We start from the raw sequence: 16,261 nt of genomic DNA on the forward strand, positions 1-16,261 counted from the left end.
TACTAACTTTGTCCTTATCAAAAATAGTGTTTTTTTGTAGAAAAAAATCCTATTTATTGCAAAGATTCGAATTCAGAAATATAATTTTAACAATAAAAATTCTAGATTCTTCAAATAATCAAAATTTAAAAAGCACTACTCAAAAATAAATATTATAATGCAATATCAAGGCGTCCTTACAAAAATGCAGACAGAAATCGGAAACCCAATTCAATATTATTTGGTTTTTGAAGACAGTTTTTTGAGCATAAATCAATTATTAAACAAAGAAATTGAAATCAATTTTGTTGGTTATCAGTGTTTGAATTGCAGTAAAAAGAAAAAAATCTTCAGACAAGGTTTTTGTTACGACTGTTTCTATTCTAGTGCTGCAGTTGGCGATTGGATTATGCGACCAGAATTGAGTACGGCCCATTTAGGAATTGCAGACCGCGATTTAGAATACGAGCAAAAAGCACAGTTACAGCCTCATATCGTTTATTTGGCATTATCCAGCGAAATAAAAGTTGGTGTAACGCGAAAAACACAAGTTCCTACCAGATGGATCGATCAGGGCGCTACACAGGCAATTGCAGTTGTAGAAGTCCCCAACCGTTATTTGGCCGGGATTACAGAGGTCGCTTTAAAAAATCATTATGCCGATAAAACAAATTGGAGAAAAATGCTGCAGTGCACCGCAGAATCTTGTGATTTGATTCTTGAGAAATCAAAAGTAGAAAGTTTAATTCCCGTTGAGGTTAAGGATTATTTCTACAGTCAAAAGAATGATGTTTTCGAGCTAAAATATCCTGTTTTAAAATATCCTGCAAAAGTGGCAAGCTTAAATTTGGACAAAACTCCAACTTTTCAAGGAAAATTAACGGGCATTAAAGGACAGTATTTAATTTTCGAAAATGGCACAGTCTTTAATGTTCGCGGTTCAGAAGGATATATTGTCACAATAAACGTCTAGTATTTTAAGGCATTCGTCTATGCTTATTAAGAGACTGTATAATAATAAATTAGTTAATAAAATAATAGCCATACTTTTATCTTTTCAAGGATAAGTGGTGTGAATTTTAAAACATTTAGTTACAATTTTGTAATAATAACTTATTCAAAGAATTTAATTTTAAAAATAAAAAGAGTCTAGATTTGAGTTTTACGTCTAAGACTTTTTTTTTGAAGTTAATCGCAAATTATATAATTCTTTAAATAATTTAAAAATGAGTTTTTTAAGCAAAATTAACCAATTTAGAAGAGGCGTAATGCGCGGTCTGACTAAAGATATTGGAAAACAAAAGACCGATTACGGCATCCTTATGGTCGACAAATCTGAAATTAAACGTATTTTAATTTGCAGACCAAATGGAAGATTAGGTAATCTTCTTTTGATCACTCCTCTCGTTAAGGAAGTGGCAGCAACATTTCCAAATTGTAAAATTGATTTATTTGTAAAAGGAACTCTTGCACCAATTATTTTTGAAAACTATGAAGCGTATAATAAATCAATTCCTCTGCCTAAAAAACCATTCAAAAGCCTGATCGATTATATTAAAGTATGGGTTTCTATAATGAAAGAACCTTATGATATGGCTATAAATGTCGATCAAAATTCCTCATCAGGAAGATTGGCAGTTCGGTTTTCAAATGCTAAATATAAATTTTATGGAGATTTAGACGAAAATCAGGTTATTGACAAAAGCGATTACGAGCACATTGCAAAATATCCAGTTTATAACTTCCGTAATTATCTGAGTAAATTAGGAATAGAAAAAAGCAACAGAATTATTGCTTCTGTAGATCTAAATTTAAGTTCATCAGAATTTATGAATGGTAAAAAGAAGCTTGATGAATTGGTTACTAATTCAAAAAAGACAATCTGTATCTTTACCTATGCTACGGGCAATAAATGCCTGACAGAAGAATGGTGGGGAGATTTTTATAAAGCATTAAAGGATAAATACAGAGAATACAATATTATCGAAATCCTGCCCGTTGAGAATGTGTCTCAGATAGGTTTTCAGGCGCCTTCATTTTATAGTAAGGATATTAGAGAGATTGGTGCGGTAATCGCCAACACAGAATTATTTATTGGGGCAGACAGCGGTATTATGCACTTAGCAAGTTCAGTTCAGACTCCAACTGCAGGTTTATTTTCGGTTTCAAATCTTAAAAAATATGAGCCTTACGATAATAGCAGTATTGGTATAGATATATATAGTTATTCTAAAAATGACTATTTCAAAGTTTTTAACGCTATTCTAAGCAATGGCAGAATAAAATCTTTATCAAAAGCAGTTTAATAAAAAAGGCCAATCTTAAGATTGGCCTTTTTTTGGTATTAATTTTTCTTCTTAAATAAACCATTAATTAAGTCAGTTGCTTTTTTCGTGGTTTCTTGTGTCTTTTGTTCTTTTTCTGTTTTTGCAGCTTGTGTAGTATCTTTTGCTTTTGTATTCTTATTAATCAAATCAGTAAGTGCAGATGCTCCTTTTTGAGTAAGCTTTTCTTTTTGCTGATTTACTAATTGAGTTGTTAAGCTTGTTACTGCACTTTTCATGTCTGTAGATACTTTCGGATTAGAAAAATTACCTGTCAACAATGCGGTAATCGGAATATTATCCAATTTTGCAGCATCTGAAGGAGATAATTTTGCAATTAGAGCATTGGCTTCGGTTCCTAAATATTTTGCCGGAACATCTAATTTTAAATTATAATTCATCGTTTGATCAAAACCATGAGTTCCGCCAACTGTAATTTTTATATCCTGGTACTTTATATCAAATGGTTTTACATTTACTTTTCCGTCATCAAAAGTCAATGCCATTTTTAAATCATTTAGATTCAATTTCTTCAAATCCAGAAATTTAATATTTGAAGTTAAAGAATTTAATACCGTAGAATTATTTGCATTAACGGTTGTAGAAAGCAATTGTCCTAATAAATCTCCAGAAATAGATTTTAGATCTGGTGTTAATTCTTTTGCATCCAGATTTCCTTTTAACTTAATAGTCGAATTCAATTTTCCGTTGATTATTCCTGCTATTGGTGCCATTTTTTTCATCATGTCTAATTGCGTAAAAGTCTGCGCAATATCAACTTGATTAAAACCTAAATTCATATCAAATGTTGGAACTTTAGCTTTTGTAGAAACCGCACCCGTCAAACCAATTGTTCCTCCAAAGATTGAAGTTTTAAAGTTTTCTAATAATGCTTTTTCATCTTTAATAATCAGTTTTCCAGAAACATCTTTTAGTTTTAAGTTATCATACAGAACCGTTGCAGCTTTTGCATTTAATGTACAATTTAAGAAAGCCGGAATCTTCATTGCCTCAGCCGGTTTTGCTTCTGTTTTTGTTTCTGGTTTTGCAGGTTCGCCAGAAGTCATAAAATCATCAACTGCCAATTGGTTTGAGCTCATATTAAAGTTTCCTTTCAGTTCTTGTTTCTTAAACATAAAACCGTAGAAATTCTCCAAAACTCCATTAATGCTTAAATCACTTTTTCCTGTCGTGGCATCAAATTGTTTTAAGTTAATTCTGCTCGTATTAAATTCAACCAGCGCCGTGCTGATATTCATTGCTTTATTGTTTTCATCAGTATATTTAAATCCTGATAAACTAATCGTTCCGGCATTTTTGATGTTTTCATATTGGCTTTTTTCTACAGATGCCATATCAAAATTAGTTGTAACATCGGCTTTTAAAATACCTGCCAAAGGTTTGTCCATCTTAATAGGATATGCTTTTGAAAGGTTGGCTAAATTAATAGTTCCTTTTAGTGCAGCATCTACAATTGGATTTACGGTAATGTTTCTAATATTCGCTTTAGCGCTGAAAACGTCCTGGTCAATCTTAAATGAAAGTTTATCTAAATTTACGTAAGTATCGTTTAGTATTCCTGTTTCATTAATAATCTTAGTATCAATTACAATATTCTGCACTGATTTTGGAAGATTAGGATATTGAAAAGAAGCATTGTTTGATGCAATTGCAATGTTGAATTTAGGAACTGTAGTCTCTGTTAATTCACCTTTAGCAAAACCAACAATTGTAAAATCGCCTGTTGTTTTTACTCCGTTTAAACTAGAAGAATATGCAGACGGAATTAAGCCTAAGAAATTGGTAAATGATGAAGTTGGTGTTTTAAATTTTAAATCATAAATCTGGCCTTTTTCAACCATTTGAATAAATCCGTCAAATTCTAACGGCAATTGGTTTATTAAAGCTTTATTTTCTTTAAACGTATATTTGCTTTGATCTAAATCAATTCCTAAAACAGCGTCTAAAGTAAGTTTTACATTTTTCATGTAATTCATTTTATCCATGTCTAAGGAAACGTTAGCAGTAGATTTTGTTGTTAAATCTAATTTTGAATTAGTAAAATCTCCTGTTCCTTCATGGTTTAAACTATCGATCACCATTTTGATTTTTGATCCCTGATCGATATATCTAAATGTGAAATTTTCGATTTTATAATTTTGAATTTTTAAGGAAAGCGGTTTGCTGGCTTCCTCTTTTTCTGTTTTTTCTTTGTCTTTTAGGGCAATGTCAAAGTTTCCAACCCCGTCTTTATTAAAAATAATGTTGATTAAACCATTTTGAGAACTGATTCCCTGAATGCTTAAAGGTTCATCTTTTCCTTTAAAAAGTTCTTTAATGCTCATTTTTAAGTTTAATTCGCCAAGCGAAACCAAAGTATCTCCTTCAAAAGGAGCTTTGTTGATGATAACCAATTTCTCAATGCCCACTGTTGCATTTGGAAAGTTTTTAAATAAACTTAAATCGGCATCTGCAAAACTTACTTTAGCATCAACACTTTCGTTGATCGCTTCGGCAATTTTAGCTTTAATTTGGTCCTTAAAGAAATAAGGAATAGCAAATAAGGCTGCTACAATTACTACTAATACAATAGCAGTTATTTTTAAAATTTTCTTAAGCATATTAATTTGATTTGAGGGTTTAACGTAAAAATCAACTCCTGCAAAAGTAGCTTTTTTTGATTGAGTTTTAGATAATTTTTTCTTAAATAATGTAGGAAATTTTCGTCATTTTTTAAAATAAAAAATCCGTTTGATCTTATATTCAAACGGATTTAATTTTAGCTTTATTGTTATTTTTGGATAAAAGAAACAATTTTATTCACCAGTGTTTCAGAAAGAGGGAGCGTTTCGTTGCTATAACTGGCAAAATTGGCCTGTTGGTCGCCGTCAATAACTTTCATGATGTGATTCATTTTATCAATGATTACCAGTTCTGCATTTTTATTTGCTTGAGCTAAATTCTCTGCATCTTTTACTGTTACCTGCAAATCATTGTTTCCCTGGAGGATCAAAATAGGAGCCGTAACTTTTTTAATTTCTGTCTGCGGATTGTATTTAAACCAAGAGATTAAATAAGGCTGAATACTTGGCCTAAAAAGAGAATTCAGCATCGGATCTACTTTTTTTACCGTATTGCCATTTTTTAAACTGTCAATAATCGGAAAAGTCATGTCTTCGATCTGCTTCATTGATTTAGACGAAATTTGTGCCTTTATGATTTTATCTGCTGAATCTCCTGCTCCTGCAATCGAGATAAACTTGTCTGCTTTGGCACCCGCAATCATACCAATCAAAGAACCTTCGCTGTGTCCGATTATGATTACTTTAGAAAAACGCTTGTCTTGTTTTAATAAATTAATCCAGCTTTTGACGTCTTCTGTGTAATTTTCAAAAACTAAACTTGACTCTGTTAATGCAGAAGATTTACTTTCACCAATTCCTCTTTTATCAAAACGCAAAGATGCAATTCCGTTTTTTGCTAATGCTTCCGACAGCATTTTTAGCGAATTGTTTTTCATCATCGGATTGTTGCCGTCTCTGTCTGTTGGGCCGGAACCCGCGATAATTAAAGCAACTGGATATTTTTTCGTTAAATCGGGAGTTGTCAAAGTTCCATAAAGCTGATCTACATTAATTTTTAAAATTATTGGAGATTCTTTATAAGTCTGTTCTTTTTTAACTTGAGCATTTACAAAACTCAAAAACAGAACGGTTAAAAATAAGATTGCTTTACTCATTTGTAATTTAGAATTAGTGAATGTTGATGCCAAATGGCATTATCGCCTGAACCCCTTTTTGATTTTGGAATTTTTTTACCTGCTCAATTAGCATATAGTTTTCTTCGCCAATTTCTTCTTTAATAAAAGCTTCTTTAGACTGTGCAAAAGGCAGACCAGAAAGAACATCATTAAATGTTTTCTCGTATTCAGGGTAGTTCTGTGTGGTGTACGTTTTGATTTTAGCAATTTTAGCTGCTTCGGCAATAGCATCATTAAGACCTCCAATTTGATCTACTAAGCCTATTTTTAAAGCTTGAGTTCCAGACCAGACTCTTCCTTGTGCTATCGAATCTACCTGTGCAAAAGTCATTTTTCTCCCTTCGGCTACATGGGTAACAAAAGTTTTATAAATATTTTCTACGCCTTCTAAAGTAAAGGCTTTAAATTTCTCATCAACAGGTATAAAAGGGCTGTAGTTTGCTGAATTTGAATGTGTTTTTACTTGCTCGCTATTGATTCCAAGTTTGTTTGCCAATGGAGAAAAATTAGGAAGCATTCCAAAAACACCAATTGATCCTGTAATGGTATTGCTTTCTGCAAATATTTTATCTGCGTTGCAGGCAATATAATAACCTCCAGAAGCAGCATAATTTCCCATAGAAACTATAACCGGTTTAACTTTTTTAGTAATTTCAATTTCTCTCCAGATTAAATCAGACGTTAAGGCACTTCCTCCAGGACTGTCAATCCTAAGAACAATAGCTTTTACATCATCATTTTTTCTCGCTTCCTGTAGAGAACGACGCATAGAACCTTCTCCAATTACCGTAACATCACCTTCTCCGCCCATAATTTCGCCTTGAGCGTAAATAACAGCAATTTGATCAGCAGCCGTGTTCGTTAAAGCTGTTGTGATATTATTTTGAGTATAATCTAAAATCGAGATTTTGTTATAGTCTTCGTCTCCACTTACTTTTAATGCTTTTTTAATCGCATTATGATACACATCTTCGTAAGCAACGATATCAACCAAATGCTGTTCTTTTGCCATTTCTGGAGTTCTCGCCAGCAGACCATCGGCGATTTCGTTTAGTTTGGCAATAGGAATATTTCTGCTTTTTGCAATATCGCTGGAAACAGTTGCCCAAACCGAGTTTAAAAGTGCCGTCATTTGTTCTCTGTTTGCATCACTCATTTTATTTTCTAAAAATGGTTCTACAGCACTTTTATATTTTCCATGGCGAATTACTTCCATCTTAATACCCGATTTATCCTGAAAATCTTTGAAGAACATTACTTCAGAAGAAAGTCCTTTAAAATCTAAATCTCCTGCAGGATTTATATAAACGGTGTTTGCGACAGAATTCAAATAATATTCTTTTTGAGAATATGTATTAGCATACGCCCAAACAAATTTCCCTGATTTTTTAAAGCTTTCAAGAGCATTTCTCAAATCTTTATATTGTGCCAGACCTAAAGATGATTCGTCATTTAAAATCGAAATTCCTTTAATGTTGTCATCGGTCTTTGCGGCTTCGATAGCGCTGATTACATCTGTTAAACCAATTCTTTTTTTGTCTGAAAAAACAGTTACCCAAGGGTCTTTGTATTTTCCGGCATAATCATTATTTATTTCTTTTAAATTTAATTCGATAACAGAATCACCTTTTACAGAGATGGTGTCATCTCCTCCAAAAATAGCTCCAATAAGGATTACTCCAAAAAAGAAGAGCATAAAGAATACAAAAATACCAACTATTGTGGCAAGTACATTTCCTAAAAACTTCATAAGTATATTTTTTTAATAAGTAGCAAAAAGTGCTAATACGTTACAATTTTGAGACACAAATTTTCAATCAATAAGAAGTGCCGTTTCACAAATATATTGCTAATTCTAAAATAGTTTTAGTTAATTTGCATTAATTATGAAATCACAGCATCAAGTCGTTTTATCAATAGGAAGTAACCAGGGAAATAGGCTGGAAAATATAGAAAGTTGTATTCAATTGATACATCAGGAAGTAGGTACGGTTATTCGCGTTTCTAAGCTTTATGAAACTCCTGCCTGGGGATTTGAAAGTGATGCTTTTTATAATTGCGCACTGCTTTTGCATAGTACTTCATCGGCACAAAAAATACTGAATCAGGTTTTAAAAATTGAAAAACAGTTAGGTCGAGTCCGCTCCAATCAGGAAGGTTACCAATCCCGAATTATTGATGTTGATTTGATTGTTTTTGATAATGAAATTATCGAGTCTGAAAAACTTCAGATTCCGCATCCTTTAATGCAGAATAGAAATTTTGTACTGCTGCCGGTCAGGGATTTAAAGTTAGATTGGAAACATCCTGTTCTTCAGAAAACAATTTCTGAATTAATTGCAATTTCTCCAGATGACAGTGTTTGTACTGTTGTTCAGAATTTGAATAATCCATTGCAGGAAATTCCGTTAGAAAAGTTTAATTACATCGCTTTTGAAGGAAATATTGGTGCGGGAAAAACAACTTTGGTCCATAAGATTGCAGAAGATTTTAATGCTAAAACAGTATTAGAAGGATTTGCAGATAATCCCTTTCTGCCTAAGTTTTATAAAGATCAAACAAGATATGCGTTTCCGTTAGAAATGTCTTTTTTGGCAGATCGCTATCAGCAGTTATCCGATGACTTAAAACAATTTGATCTTTTTAAAGATTTTATTGTAGCAGATTATCATATTTTTAAGTCATTAATCTTTTCCAAGATAACATTGGGAGAAGATGAATATCGTTTATACCGAAATCTATTTGATATTATTTACAAAGAAATGCCAAAGCCGGATTTGTATATTTATTTATATCAAAATACAGATCGTCTTCTTCAGAACATTAAAAAACGAGGCAGAACTTACGAACAAAATATAGAAGCATCTTATCTGGATAAAATCAATACAGGTTATTTAGAATATATAAAATCTCAAAAAGATTTGAACGTTTTGATTATTGATGTTTCAGATCGTGATTTTGTAAAAAAACACGAAGACTATCTTTTTATTTTAAATGAAATTGAGAAGAAAATTAGATAATGTGTCAATTAAAAAATTATGCTAGAGCAATTATCTAATTGGCACATTATCTAATTAAAATTATCTCTTAAGAGAAAAATGCCCTCTGAGGATAGGTTTTGTATTGTCAATTTTTAAGGTATACCAATAATCAGAAGCGGGGAGTGGTAATTTTTCAAAAGTTCCGTCCCAACTCATTCTTGAAGCATTTAGCTGTATAATCAGTTTTCCATACCGATCAAAAATCGTTACTTCTGCCTGCGGGTAATTTTCCATTCCGCTCACTTCCCAGAAATCATTATAAGAGTCATTGTTTGGAGTGAAAAATGGAGGAAAGACCAGTACTACAAAATCTTTTTCAGTTTGTCCGCAATTGTTTTTTTCTCGAACGTATGCAGTTTGTAAACCCGCAGGAATATCGTAAAATATATTCGAATCCTGAAAATTTACTCCATCAACCGAATATTCAAAATAATCTTCGGCTTTAGAAAGGTAAATTACAGCTCTTGTTCCTTCTACATCAATTCTTTCTATCTGCGGTCTTAAATGCTCAATAACAGTTACTTTTTTTGTACTGCTGCAACTTCCCGGACCCGGATCTGTAACAAGAACTGTATAAGTCCCTGCGTCATTAATTTCAGTTGTTTGAGCTGCACTGCCATTAGACCATAAATAGTTCATGCCAGAAATTCCTGCATCTAATGTTATTTTCTGAAATTGGCATAAGATCACGGTTTCATCAGTAACAATTGGAGGTGTGTATATAATAATATCAACAGGAATTCGAGTTGTATTGATGCAGCCATTGTTTGAAGCCTCGGCATAATATGTTGTATTAGAAATAACAATTGGAGTTGTAAAAGAATTTCCTGTATAAACACTGATTCCTCCCGAAGCAGTTGTGAACCAATTGATGATACCAATATCGGCACTAGCTTGCAGTGTAACAGTTCCGGCGCCGCATCTTGTAACAGTTGACTTGTCTGCAATTGGTACAGCTGGTGTTTTGTTGATAACGGCAGTAACTGATTTTCTGTTACTTTCACAGCCAGCATCAGCGTAATATGTTGTTGTTGTGTTTGTTACAGGAGTGTTGTAAATATTTCCTGTGCCTAATAAAGTTCCTCCAGAAGCAGCGTCATACCAATTGATAACTGCTCCAATCGTGGCAGATGCATTTAAAGTAAAACTTCCTGAATCACAAATAGAATTTGGAGTTGACACTGAAGTTATTTCAGGAATTGTTATTTTGGTACTCACAGCAATATTCAAAGGAAGTTCGCCCGGCATCCCTCCATATTCCACAATATATCCTTTTGGCTGATAAGCATCGCCTGAGTTTAAAGATCCGGTGTTGGATAAATCGTTCCAAGAACCTCTAACTCCTGTTCCAGGCTGCGTAATATGTGCATAATCTTCATCTCCTTGGTTGTTTGGTTCTCCGTTATTCCAAAATGCAAAATTAGGAGTTGAGCCATTTGTGTTTCCATTCCAGAAAACAGTTCCTGTTTCTGGGCCGGTGACCCATTTCCAAACACCTTCGGTTTCAGCATCGCTGCCACCAATCCATCCTGTTCCAGATGCTTGTTCTCCAATTAATTTTGCTTCATCAGCATACAATATAGTGGCTAAATATCCTTTAAGACCATAATAGGTACTTGCTTCTGCGGCATTTTTTGCAGAAGCCCAAGTTATTCCCAGACTTGGTACAAATAAGTAATAATGCTGAGTTGAAGGTAAATAATTGGCTTGTCCAATTGTAATAGAAAATGTTCTTGTTCCTGAAGCTGCGGCCGAAGAATTTGAGAATGCTACATCTTTAATTGCGGCTTCAATATCTGTATATAAAACATCAACTCCTGTTGGACTTGATAATTTTAATTTCCCAGTCGTTACATCCCAGCTTGTTGTAATAGAAGGATGCGCTGCTGGGTTTAAAAGTTCTAATTTGTCAAATCCACTAGAATAACCAGAAGAAACCTGAATATATGCAGCTTGAGTTCCTGGTTCTGCAATGTCGTGTGTTATAGAAAAAGTGGTTACAATATTTATTAAATTTTGAGGACAGTATAATTGATCTCCTGTTGCTGCTAATTTGGGTGCTGTAGTAACCTCAATTATATTACAATTGTTCGAATAAGAAGCTGATGCATCTTTAGACGCTGACCAATTACTATTAGAATAATTGGAATCATCTACTTGTATACATTTCAGATTTGGGTTAGAATTAAGGAACAACGAAGAAACAGATAATTGAGTGTTATTTCCATTTTTTAAATTGAGACTGGTTAGCTGGTTATTAGCGCAGGCAAAATCATTTAAAGAGGTGTTTTTTGAAACGTCTAAACTTGTCAGTTGATTATTGTCGCAAAATAAAAGATTTAGAGAAGTATTTTTAAAAACATCTAAACTAGTTAATTGATTGTTCCAACACGTTAATTCCTTTAAAATTATATTATTAGTAACATCTAAATTTGTCAATCGATTGGTGGTGCAATATAATTCTGTTAAAGCATTATTTTTTGAAACATCCAGACTAGTTAATTGATTAAAAGAACAAGCCAAATAAGTCAATAAATTGTTTTTAGTGACGTCTAGGCTCGTTAATTGATTGTTAGAGCAGACTATAGAAGTTAAACTGGTGTTTTTAGTAACATCTAAGCTGGGTAGTTTATTATTAAAACACGATAAATAAGTTAAATCAATATTTTTAGTAACATTCAGACTGCTTAATAAATTGCCTGAACAAAACAAAACAGATAAATCAGTATTGTTCGTAAAATCCAAACTAGTTAGTTTGTTGTCAAAACAGGCTAAGTAAGTTAAAGCGGTATTGAGATTTAAACTGGTTAGTTGATTATTATCGCAATTTAAAACGGATAATGCAGTATTTTTGCTAATATCCAAACTAGTCAGTCTATTATAAGAGCAGCTCAATCCTATTAATGCCGAAAAATCCTGAATTCCAGTTAAATCCACAATGTTTTTACTCCGAATTTCCAATTGTGTCAGACTGCTTATATTTGCCGTCAAAACTCGACCGTCAATAGCACCGCTATCTATATTTAGGTCGATCAGAGCTTGTTCAAAATTTGGATCAGGAATTGATGTATACTGCGCAAATCCAGAAAAGCTGCATAACAATAAAGAAAATAATAGGGTTACTTTTAAGAAATCAAAATTTTTCATTTTATAAAAGTATCAATTTTATAATGATTAAAAAATATATTTCAATTTCTAATATTTAAGGAATGAAGTGTCTAAAAAAACAACATTTTGTTTAAGTATTCTTTAATTAGCTTTTGGCCAATTCAACTTCTGGAATAAATCCCAAACAACAATTCCTGCGCTAACGGCAATGTTTAAGGAGTGTTTGGTTCCCAATTGCGGAATTTCAATACATCCATCGCATAGTGCCACCGCTTCCTGCGCCACGCCATAAACTTCATTTCCAAAAATCAAGGCATATTTTTGATTTTTTTCGACTTTAAAATCCTGAAGAAAAACAGCACTTTCGACTTGTTCAATCGCAAGAGTTAATACATTTTCTTTTTTAAGATTTTCGATTACCTCCAAAACATTTTCATGATGTTCCCAAGCAACGGTTTCGGTTGCGCCCAAAGCAGTTTTATGAATTTCTTTATTAGGCGGCGTAGCAGTAATACCGCATAATATAATTTTTTCTACCAAAAAAGCATCAGCAGTTCTAAACACAGATCCAATGTTGTGTAAACTGCGAATATCATCTAATACTAAAATAAGCGGTGTTTTATCAGACTTTTTAAAATCTTCTATCGATTTGCGGTCCAGCTCGCTGTTTTCAAGTTTTCTCATTTGAATTGAATTGAGGTCATAAAAAAAGCTTCCAAAGTTAAGGAAGCTTTTTAATTATTTTGTTATTTTCAGATTAGCTTTTTACTGGATCTGGCAAAACTGTACCTTTAATTGTAAGTACTTTTGTTGGTTGTCCTTCAGCATTAGAAGTAACAGTAACCGTTTTAGTAAAAGCACCAACTCTGTCAGTAGCATATTTTACACCAATAATACCTTTAGCACCTGGAGCAATTGGCTCTTTTGGTGTTGTAGGAACTGTACATCCGCAAGATCCTTGTGTATTTGTGATGATTAGAGGCTTAGTTCCGTTGTTAACAAATACGAACTCACGTTTTCCATCAGCGTTGTGTGCGATAGTTCCGTAATCGATAGTTTCAGTTTCAAAAGCCATTCCAGCTCCTTCAATTTTAGCAACTTTGGCAGCTTTTGCTGCGCTTTTTTTAGTGCTTTGAGCGTTAGAAGCCGTAATTCCAACTACAGCTAACATAGCGAATAAAATTATTTTTTTCATCTTTTGAGAATCTTTGTTTTAATTATAGACAAATCTATGTAAAAAACTTATATCTCAACTTAAAAAATTCTTAAAATATTTTAATTTTTGAAGACTTCTATATGCCGTTAAAATATCATAAATTCGCTGTCATAAAATTTTCATTTAAAATATAATAATTTGGCAGCGAAAGAGAAAGTGGTGAAGGAAACACCTTTAATGAAACAGTATAACGAAATCAAGAGAAAATATCCTGATGCATGTCTGCTTTTCAGAGTAGGTGATTTTTATGAAACCTTTGGCGAAGATGCAATTAGAGCTTCTAAAATCTTGGGAATCACATTAACAAAAAGAGGTGCAGGTTCTGATACAGAAACGGCACTTGCAGGTTTTCCGCATCATTCTATCAATACCTATCTGCCAAAATTAGTTAAAGCCGGACTTCGAGTAGCTATCTGTGATCAGCTGGAAGATCCAAAAATGACTAAAACTATTGTAAAACGCGGCGTGACAGAATTGGTAACTCCCGGAGTTTCGCTGAATGATGAGGTTTTGCAATCTAAGACAAACAACTTTTTAGCATCGGTTTATTTTGCTAATAAAAATATAGGGATTTCTTTTTTAGATGTTTCTACAGGAGAGTTTCTTACAGCGCAGGGAAATGCAGAATACATTGATAAATTACTGCAGAATTTCAATCCAAGTGAAGTTTTGGTTGCAAAAAACAATAAAGGCGATTTTAAGGATGCCTTTGGAGAGGATTTTCATAGTTTTTATCTAGAAGACTGGATTTATAAAGAAGATTATGCATTAGAAACCCTGACCAAACATTTTCAGACTACTTCTTTAAAAGGTTTTGGTGTTGAAGAACTAAAAGAAGGAATTATTGCCTCTGGTGCAATTTTATATTATTTATCAGAAACACAGCACAATCGTGTGCAGCACATCACGGCTATTCAGCGAATTGCAGAAGATGTCTATGTTTGGATGGATCGTTTTACGATTCGAAACCTGGAATTGTATCACAGTTACAATCCAAATGCCGTAACACTTTTAGATGTAATTGACAGAACACTTTCTCCGATGGGAGGACGTTTGCTAAAACGATGGCTTGCGTTGCCGCTAAAGGACAGTAATAAAATAAAGAGCCGTCATGAAGTAGTTTCGTATCTGAAATCAAATCCTGAAGTACTTCACAATATTCAATATCAGATTAAGCAGATCTCAGATTTAGAGCGTTTGATTTCTAAAATTGCTGCCGGGAAAGTTTCACCACGTGAGATTGTTTATCTCAAAGAATCCCTGGATGCTATTATTCCAATAAAAACCTTAGCGCTCCAAAGTCCACAGGAAGCAGTAAAAGTTATAGGAGACAGTCTGCATGCTTGTGATTTGCTTAGAGAAAAAATCAAAACTACTTTAAATCAGGATGCGCCTGTTGCAATAGCAAAAGGGAATGCAATAGCAAAAGGAATCAGTGAAGAATTAGATGATTTGCGAGCTATTTCTACATCTGGAAAAGAATATTTAGAAGGAATCGAAAAAAGAGAATCGGAAAAAACCGGTATATCATCTTTAAAAATCTCCTTCAATAATGTTTTTGGCTATTATATTGAAGTTAGAAATACACATAAAGACAAAGTTCCAGAAGAATGGATTCGTAAACAAACTCTTGTAAATGCTGAGCGTTACATTACAGAAGAACTAAAAGAATACGAAACTAAAATTTTAGGTGCAGAGGAAAAAATTCATAAAATCGAAACCGAACTTTTTGAACAGTTAGTGGCATGGATTGCAACTTACATTAAACCTGTTCAGATGAACGCATATTTGGTTGCTCAATTAGATTGTTTGTGTTCTTTTACACAGCTTGCGGTGGAGAATCAATACGTATGTCCGGAAATTGACGAAACTTTTGAGCTGGATATAAAAAATGGAAGACATCCGGTTATAGAAAAACAATTACCTGTTGGTACTCCTTATATTGCCAATGATGTTTTTCTGGACAGAGAAACTCAGCAGCTTATTATGATTACCGGACCCAATATGTCTGGAAAGTCAGCTATTTTGAGACAAACAGCTTTGATTGTATTGCTGGCTCAAATGGGGAGTTTTGTTCCTGCAGACAGCGTAAGAATGGGAATTGTAGATAAAATCTTTACCAGAGTAGGAGCGTCGGATAATATATCGATGGGAGAATCTACTTTTATGGTTGAAATGAATGAAACAGCTTCTATTTTGAATAATATATCTGATCGAAGCTTGGTGCTTCTTGATGAAATTGGAAGAGGAACCAGTACGTATGACGGAATTTCGATTGCGTGGGCAATTGCCGAATTTCTGCACGAACATCCATCAAAACCTAAAACTTTGTTTGCAACGCATTATCATGAGCTAAATGAAATGACAGAATCGCTTCCGCGAATTCAGAATTACAATGTTGCTGTAAAAGAATTAAAAGATACCGTACTATTTGTTAGAAAACTGGTAAAAGGCGGAAGTGAACATAGTTTTGGTATTCATGTAGCAAAAATGGCAGGAATGCCCCAAATTGTAATTTTAAAAGCACAGAAGTTATTAAAGAAATTAGAGAAAAACCATTCCAGCGACGCTTTAAACGGAATAAAATCGGCTAATGATGAATTGCAGATGAGTTTCTTTAATTTGGATGATCCATTGCTGGAAGAAATAAAAGAAGAAATTTTAAGTCTGGATATAAACGCAATCACACCAGTTGAAGCCTTGATGAAGCTGAATGAGATTAAAAGAATGTTGGTTAAAAAATAAATTTCTGAATATTTCAAATTTAAAGTTTAGGTTATCAGAAAGTTATAAAATAAGTGAAATTTTTTTTCGGAAAACGCTTGTTTAATTG

General features: G+C 33.2%; 10 protein-coding genes. 4 read left to right on the forward strand and 6 right to left on the reverse strand.

The annotated features are described in order from the left end of the window. Positions 1-157: 157 nt before the first annotated feature. Together B0A68_RS01000 and B0A68_RS01005 are read left to right on the forward strand one after the other, a co-directional pair. A complete protein-coding gene (locus B0A68_RS01000) occupies positions 158-952 on the forward strand; it encodes a DUF2797 domain-containing protein (RefSeq protein ID WP_035685581.1) in 795 nt (264 codons plus the stop codon). Positions 953-1,205: 253 nt separating this feature from the next. Further along, the gene (locus B0A68_RS01005; RefSeq protein WP_035685579.1) at positions 1,206-2,285 is read left to right on the forward strand and encodes a glycosyltransferase family 9 protein; all 1,080 of its coding nucleotides are present in this window, start codon (positions 1,206-1,208) and stop codon (positions 2,283-2,285) included. A 38-nt stretch (positions 2,286-2,323) separates the two neighbouring features. Here the strand turns inward: B0A68_RS01005 and B0A68_RS01010 are convergent, their stop codons facing one another. The 3 genes from B0A68_RS01010 to sppA form a co-directional block, all read right to left on the reverse strand. Beyond that, positions 2,324-4,924 carry an AsmA family protein gene (locus tag B0A68_RS01010; RefSeq protein WP_035685577.1) on the reverse strand — a complete coding sequence of 867 codons (2,601 nt, stop codon included), beginning with the start codon at positions 4,922-4,924 and terminating at the stop codon, positions 2,324-2,326. A 170-nt stretch (positions 4,925-5,094) separates the two neighbouring features. Beyond that, complete coding sequence (locus B0A68_RS01015; RefSeq protein WP_035685575.1) at positions 5,095-6,042, reverse strand: alpha/beta hydrolase family protein; 948 nt, start codon at positions 6,040-6,042, stop codon at positions 5,095-5,097. 13 nt (positions 6,043-6,055) lie between these two features. After that, the gene (gene sppA / locus B0A68_RS01020) at positions 6,056-7,813 is read right to left on the reverse strand and encodes a signal peptide peptidase SppA (protein ID WP_035685572.1); all 1,758 of its coding nucleotides are present in this window, start codon (positions 7,811-7,813) and stop codon (positions 6,056-6,058) included. Between the two features lie 136 nt (positions 7,814-7,949). Between sppA and folK the strand changes: the two genes are divergently transcribed. After that, the gene (gene folK / locus B0A68_RS01025; protein ID WP_035685570.1) at positions 7,950-9,083 is read left to right on the forward strand and encodes a 2-amino-4-hydroxy-6-hydroxymethyldihydropteridine diphosphokinase; all 1,134 of its coding nucleotides are present in this window, start codon (positions 7,950-7,952) and stop codon (positions 9,081-9,083) included. A 60-nt stretch (positions 9,084-9,143) separates the two neighbouring features. Here folK and B0A68_RS01030 read toward each other — a convergent pair whose 3' ends face one another. The 3 genes from B0A68_RS01030 to B0A68_RS01040 form a co-directional block, all read right to left on the reverse strand. Further along, the gene (locus B0A68_RS01030; RefSeq protein ID WP_084679076.1) at positions 9,144-12,251 is read right to left on the reverse strand and encodes a T9SS type B sorting domain-containing protein; all 3,108 of its coding nucleotides are present in this window, start codon (positions 12,249-12,251) and stop codon (positions 9,144-9,146) included. A gap of 102 nt (positions 12,252-12,353) precedes the next feature. Next, a complete protein-coding gene (locus tag B0A68_RS01035) occupies positions 12,354-12,896 on the reverse strand; it encodes an RNA methyltransferase (protein ID WP_035685566.1) in 543 nt (180 codons plus the stop codon). Positions 12,897-12,969: 73 nt separating this feature from the next. Next, the gene (locus tag B0A68_RS01040; RefSeq protein WP_035685563.1) at positions 12,970-13,407 is read right to left on the reverse strand and encodes a DUF1573 domain-containing protein; all 438 of its coding nucleotides are present in this window, start codon (positions 13,405-13,407) and stop codon (positions 12,970-12,972) included. 159 nt (positions 13,408-13,566) lie between these two features. Between B0A68_RS01040 and mutS the strand changes: the two genes are divergently transcribed. Beyond that, positions 13,567-16,173: a DNA mismatch repair protein MutS gene (gene mutS, locus B0A68_RS01045; RefSeq protein ID WP_035685560.1), complete on the forward strand. Its 2,607-nt coding sequence runs from the start codon at positions 13,567-13,569 to the stop codon at positions 16,171-16,173. The last annotated feature ends 88 nt before the right edge of the window (positions 16,174-16,261 follow it).

The sequence above is a fragment of the Flavobacterium reichenbachii genome (assembly GCF_002217435.1).
In the GTDB taxonomy this organism is placed as follows: domain Bacteria; phylum Bacteroidota; class Bacteroidia; order Flavobacteriales; family Flavobacteriaceae; genus Flavobacterium; species Flavobacterium reichenbachii.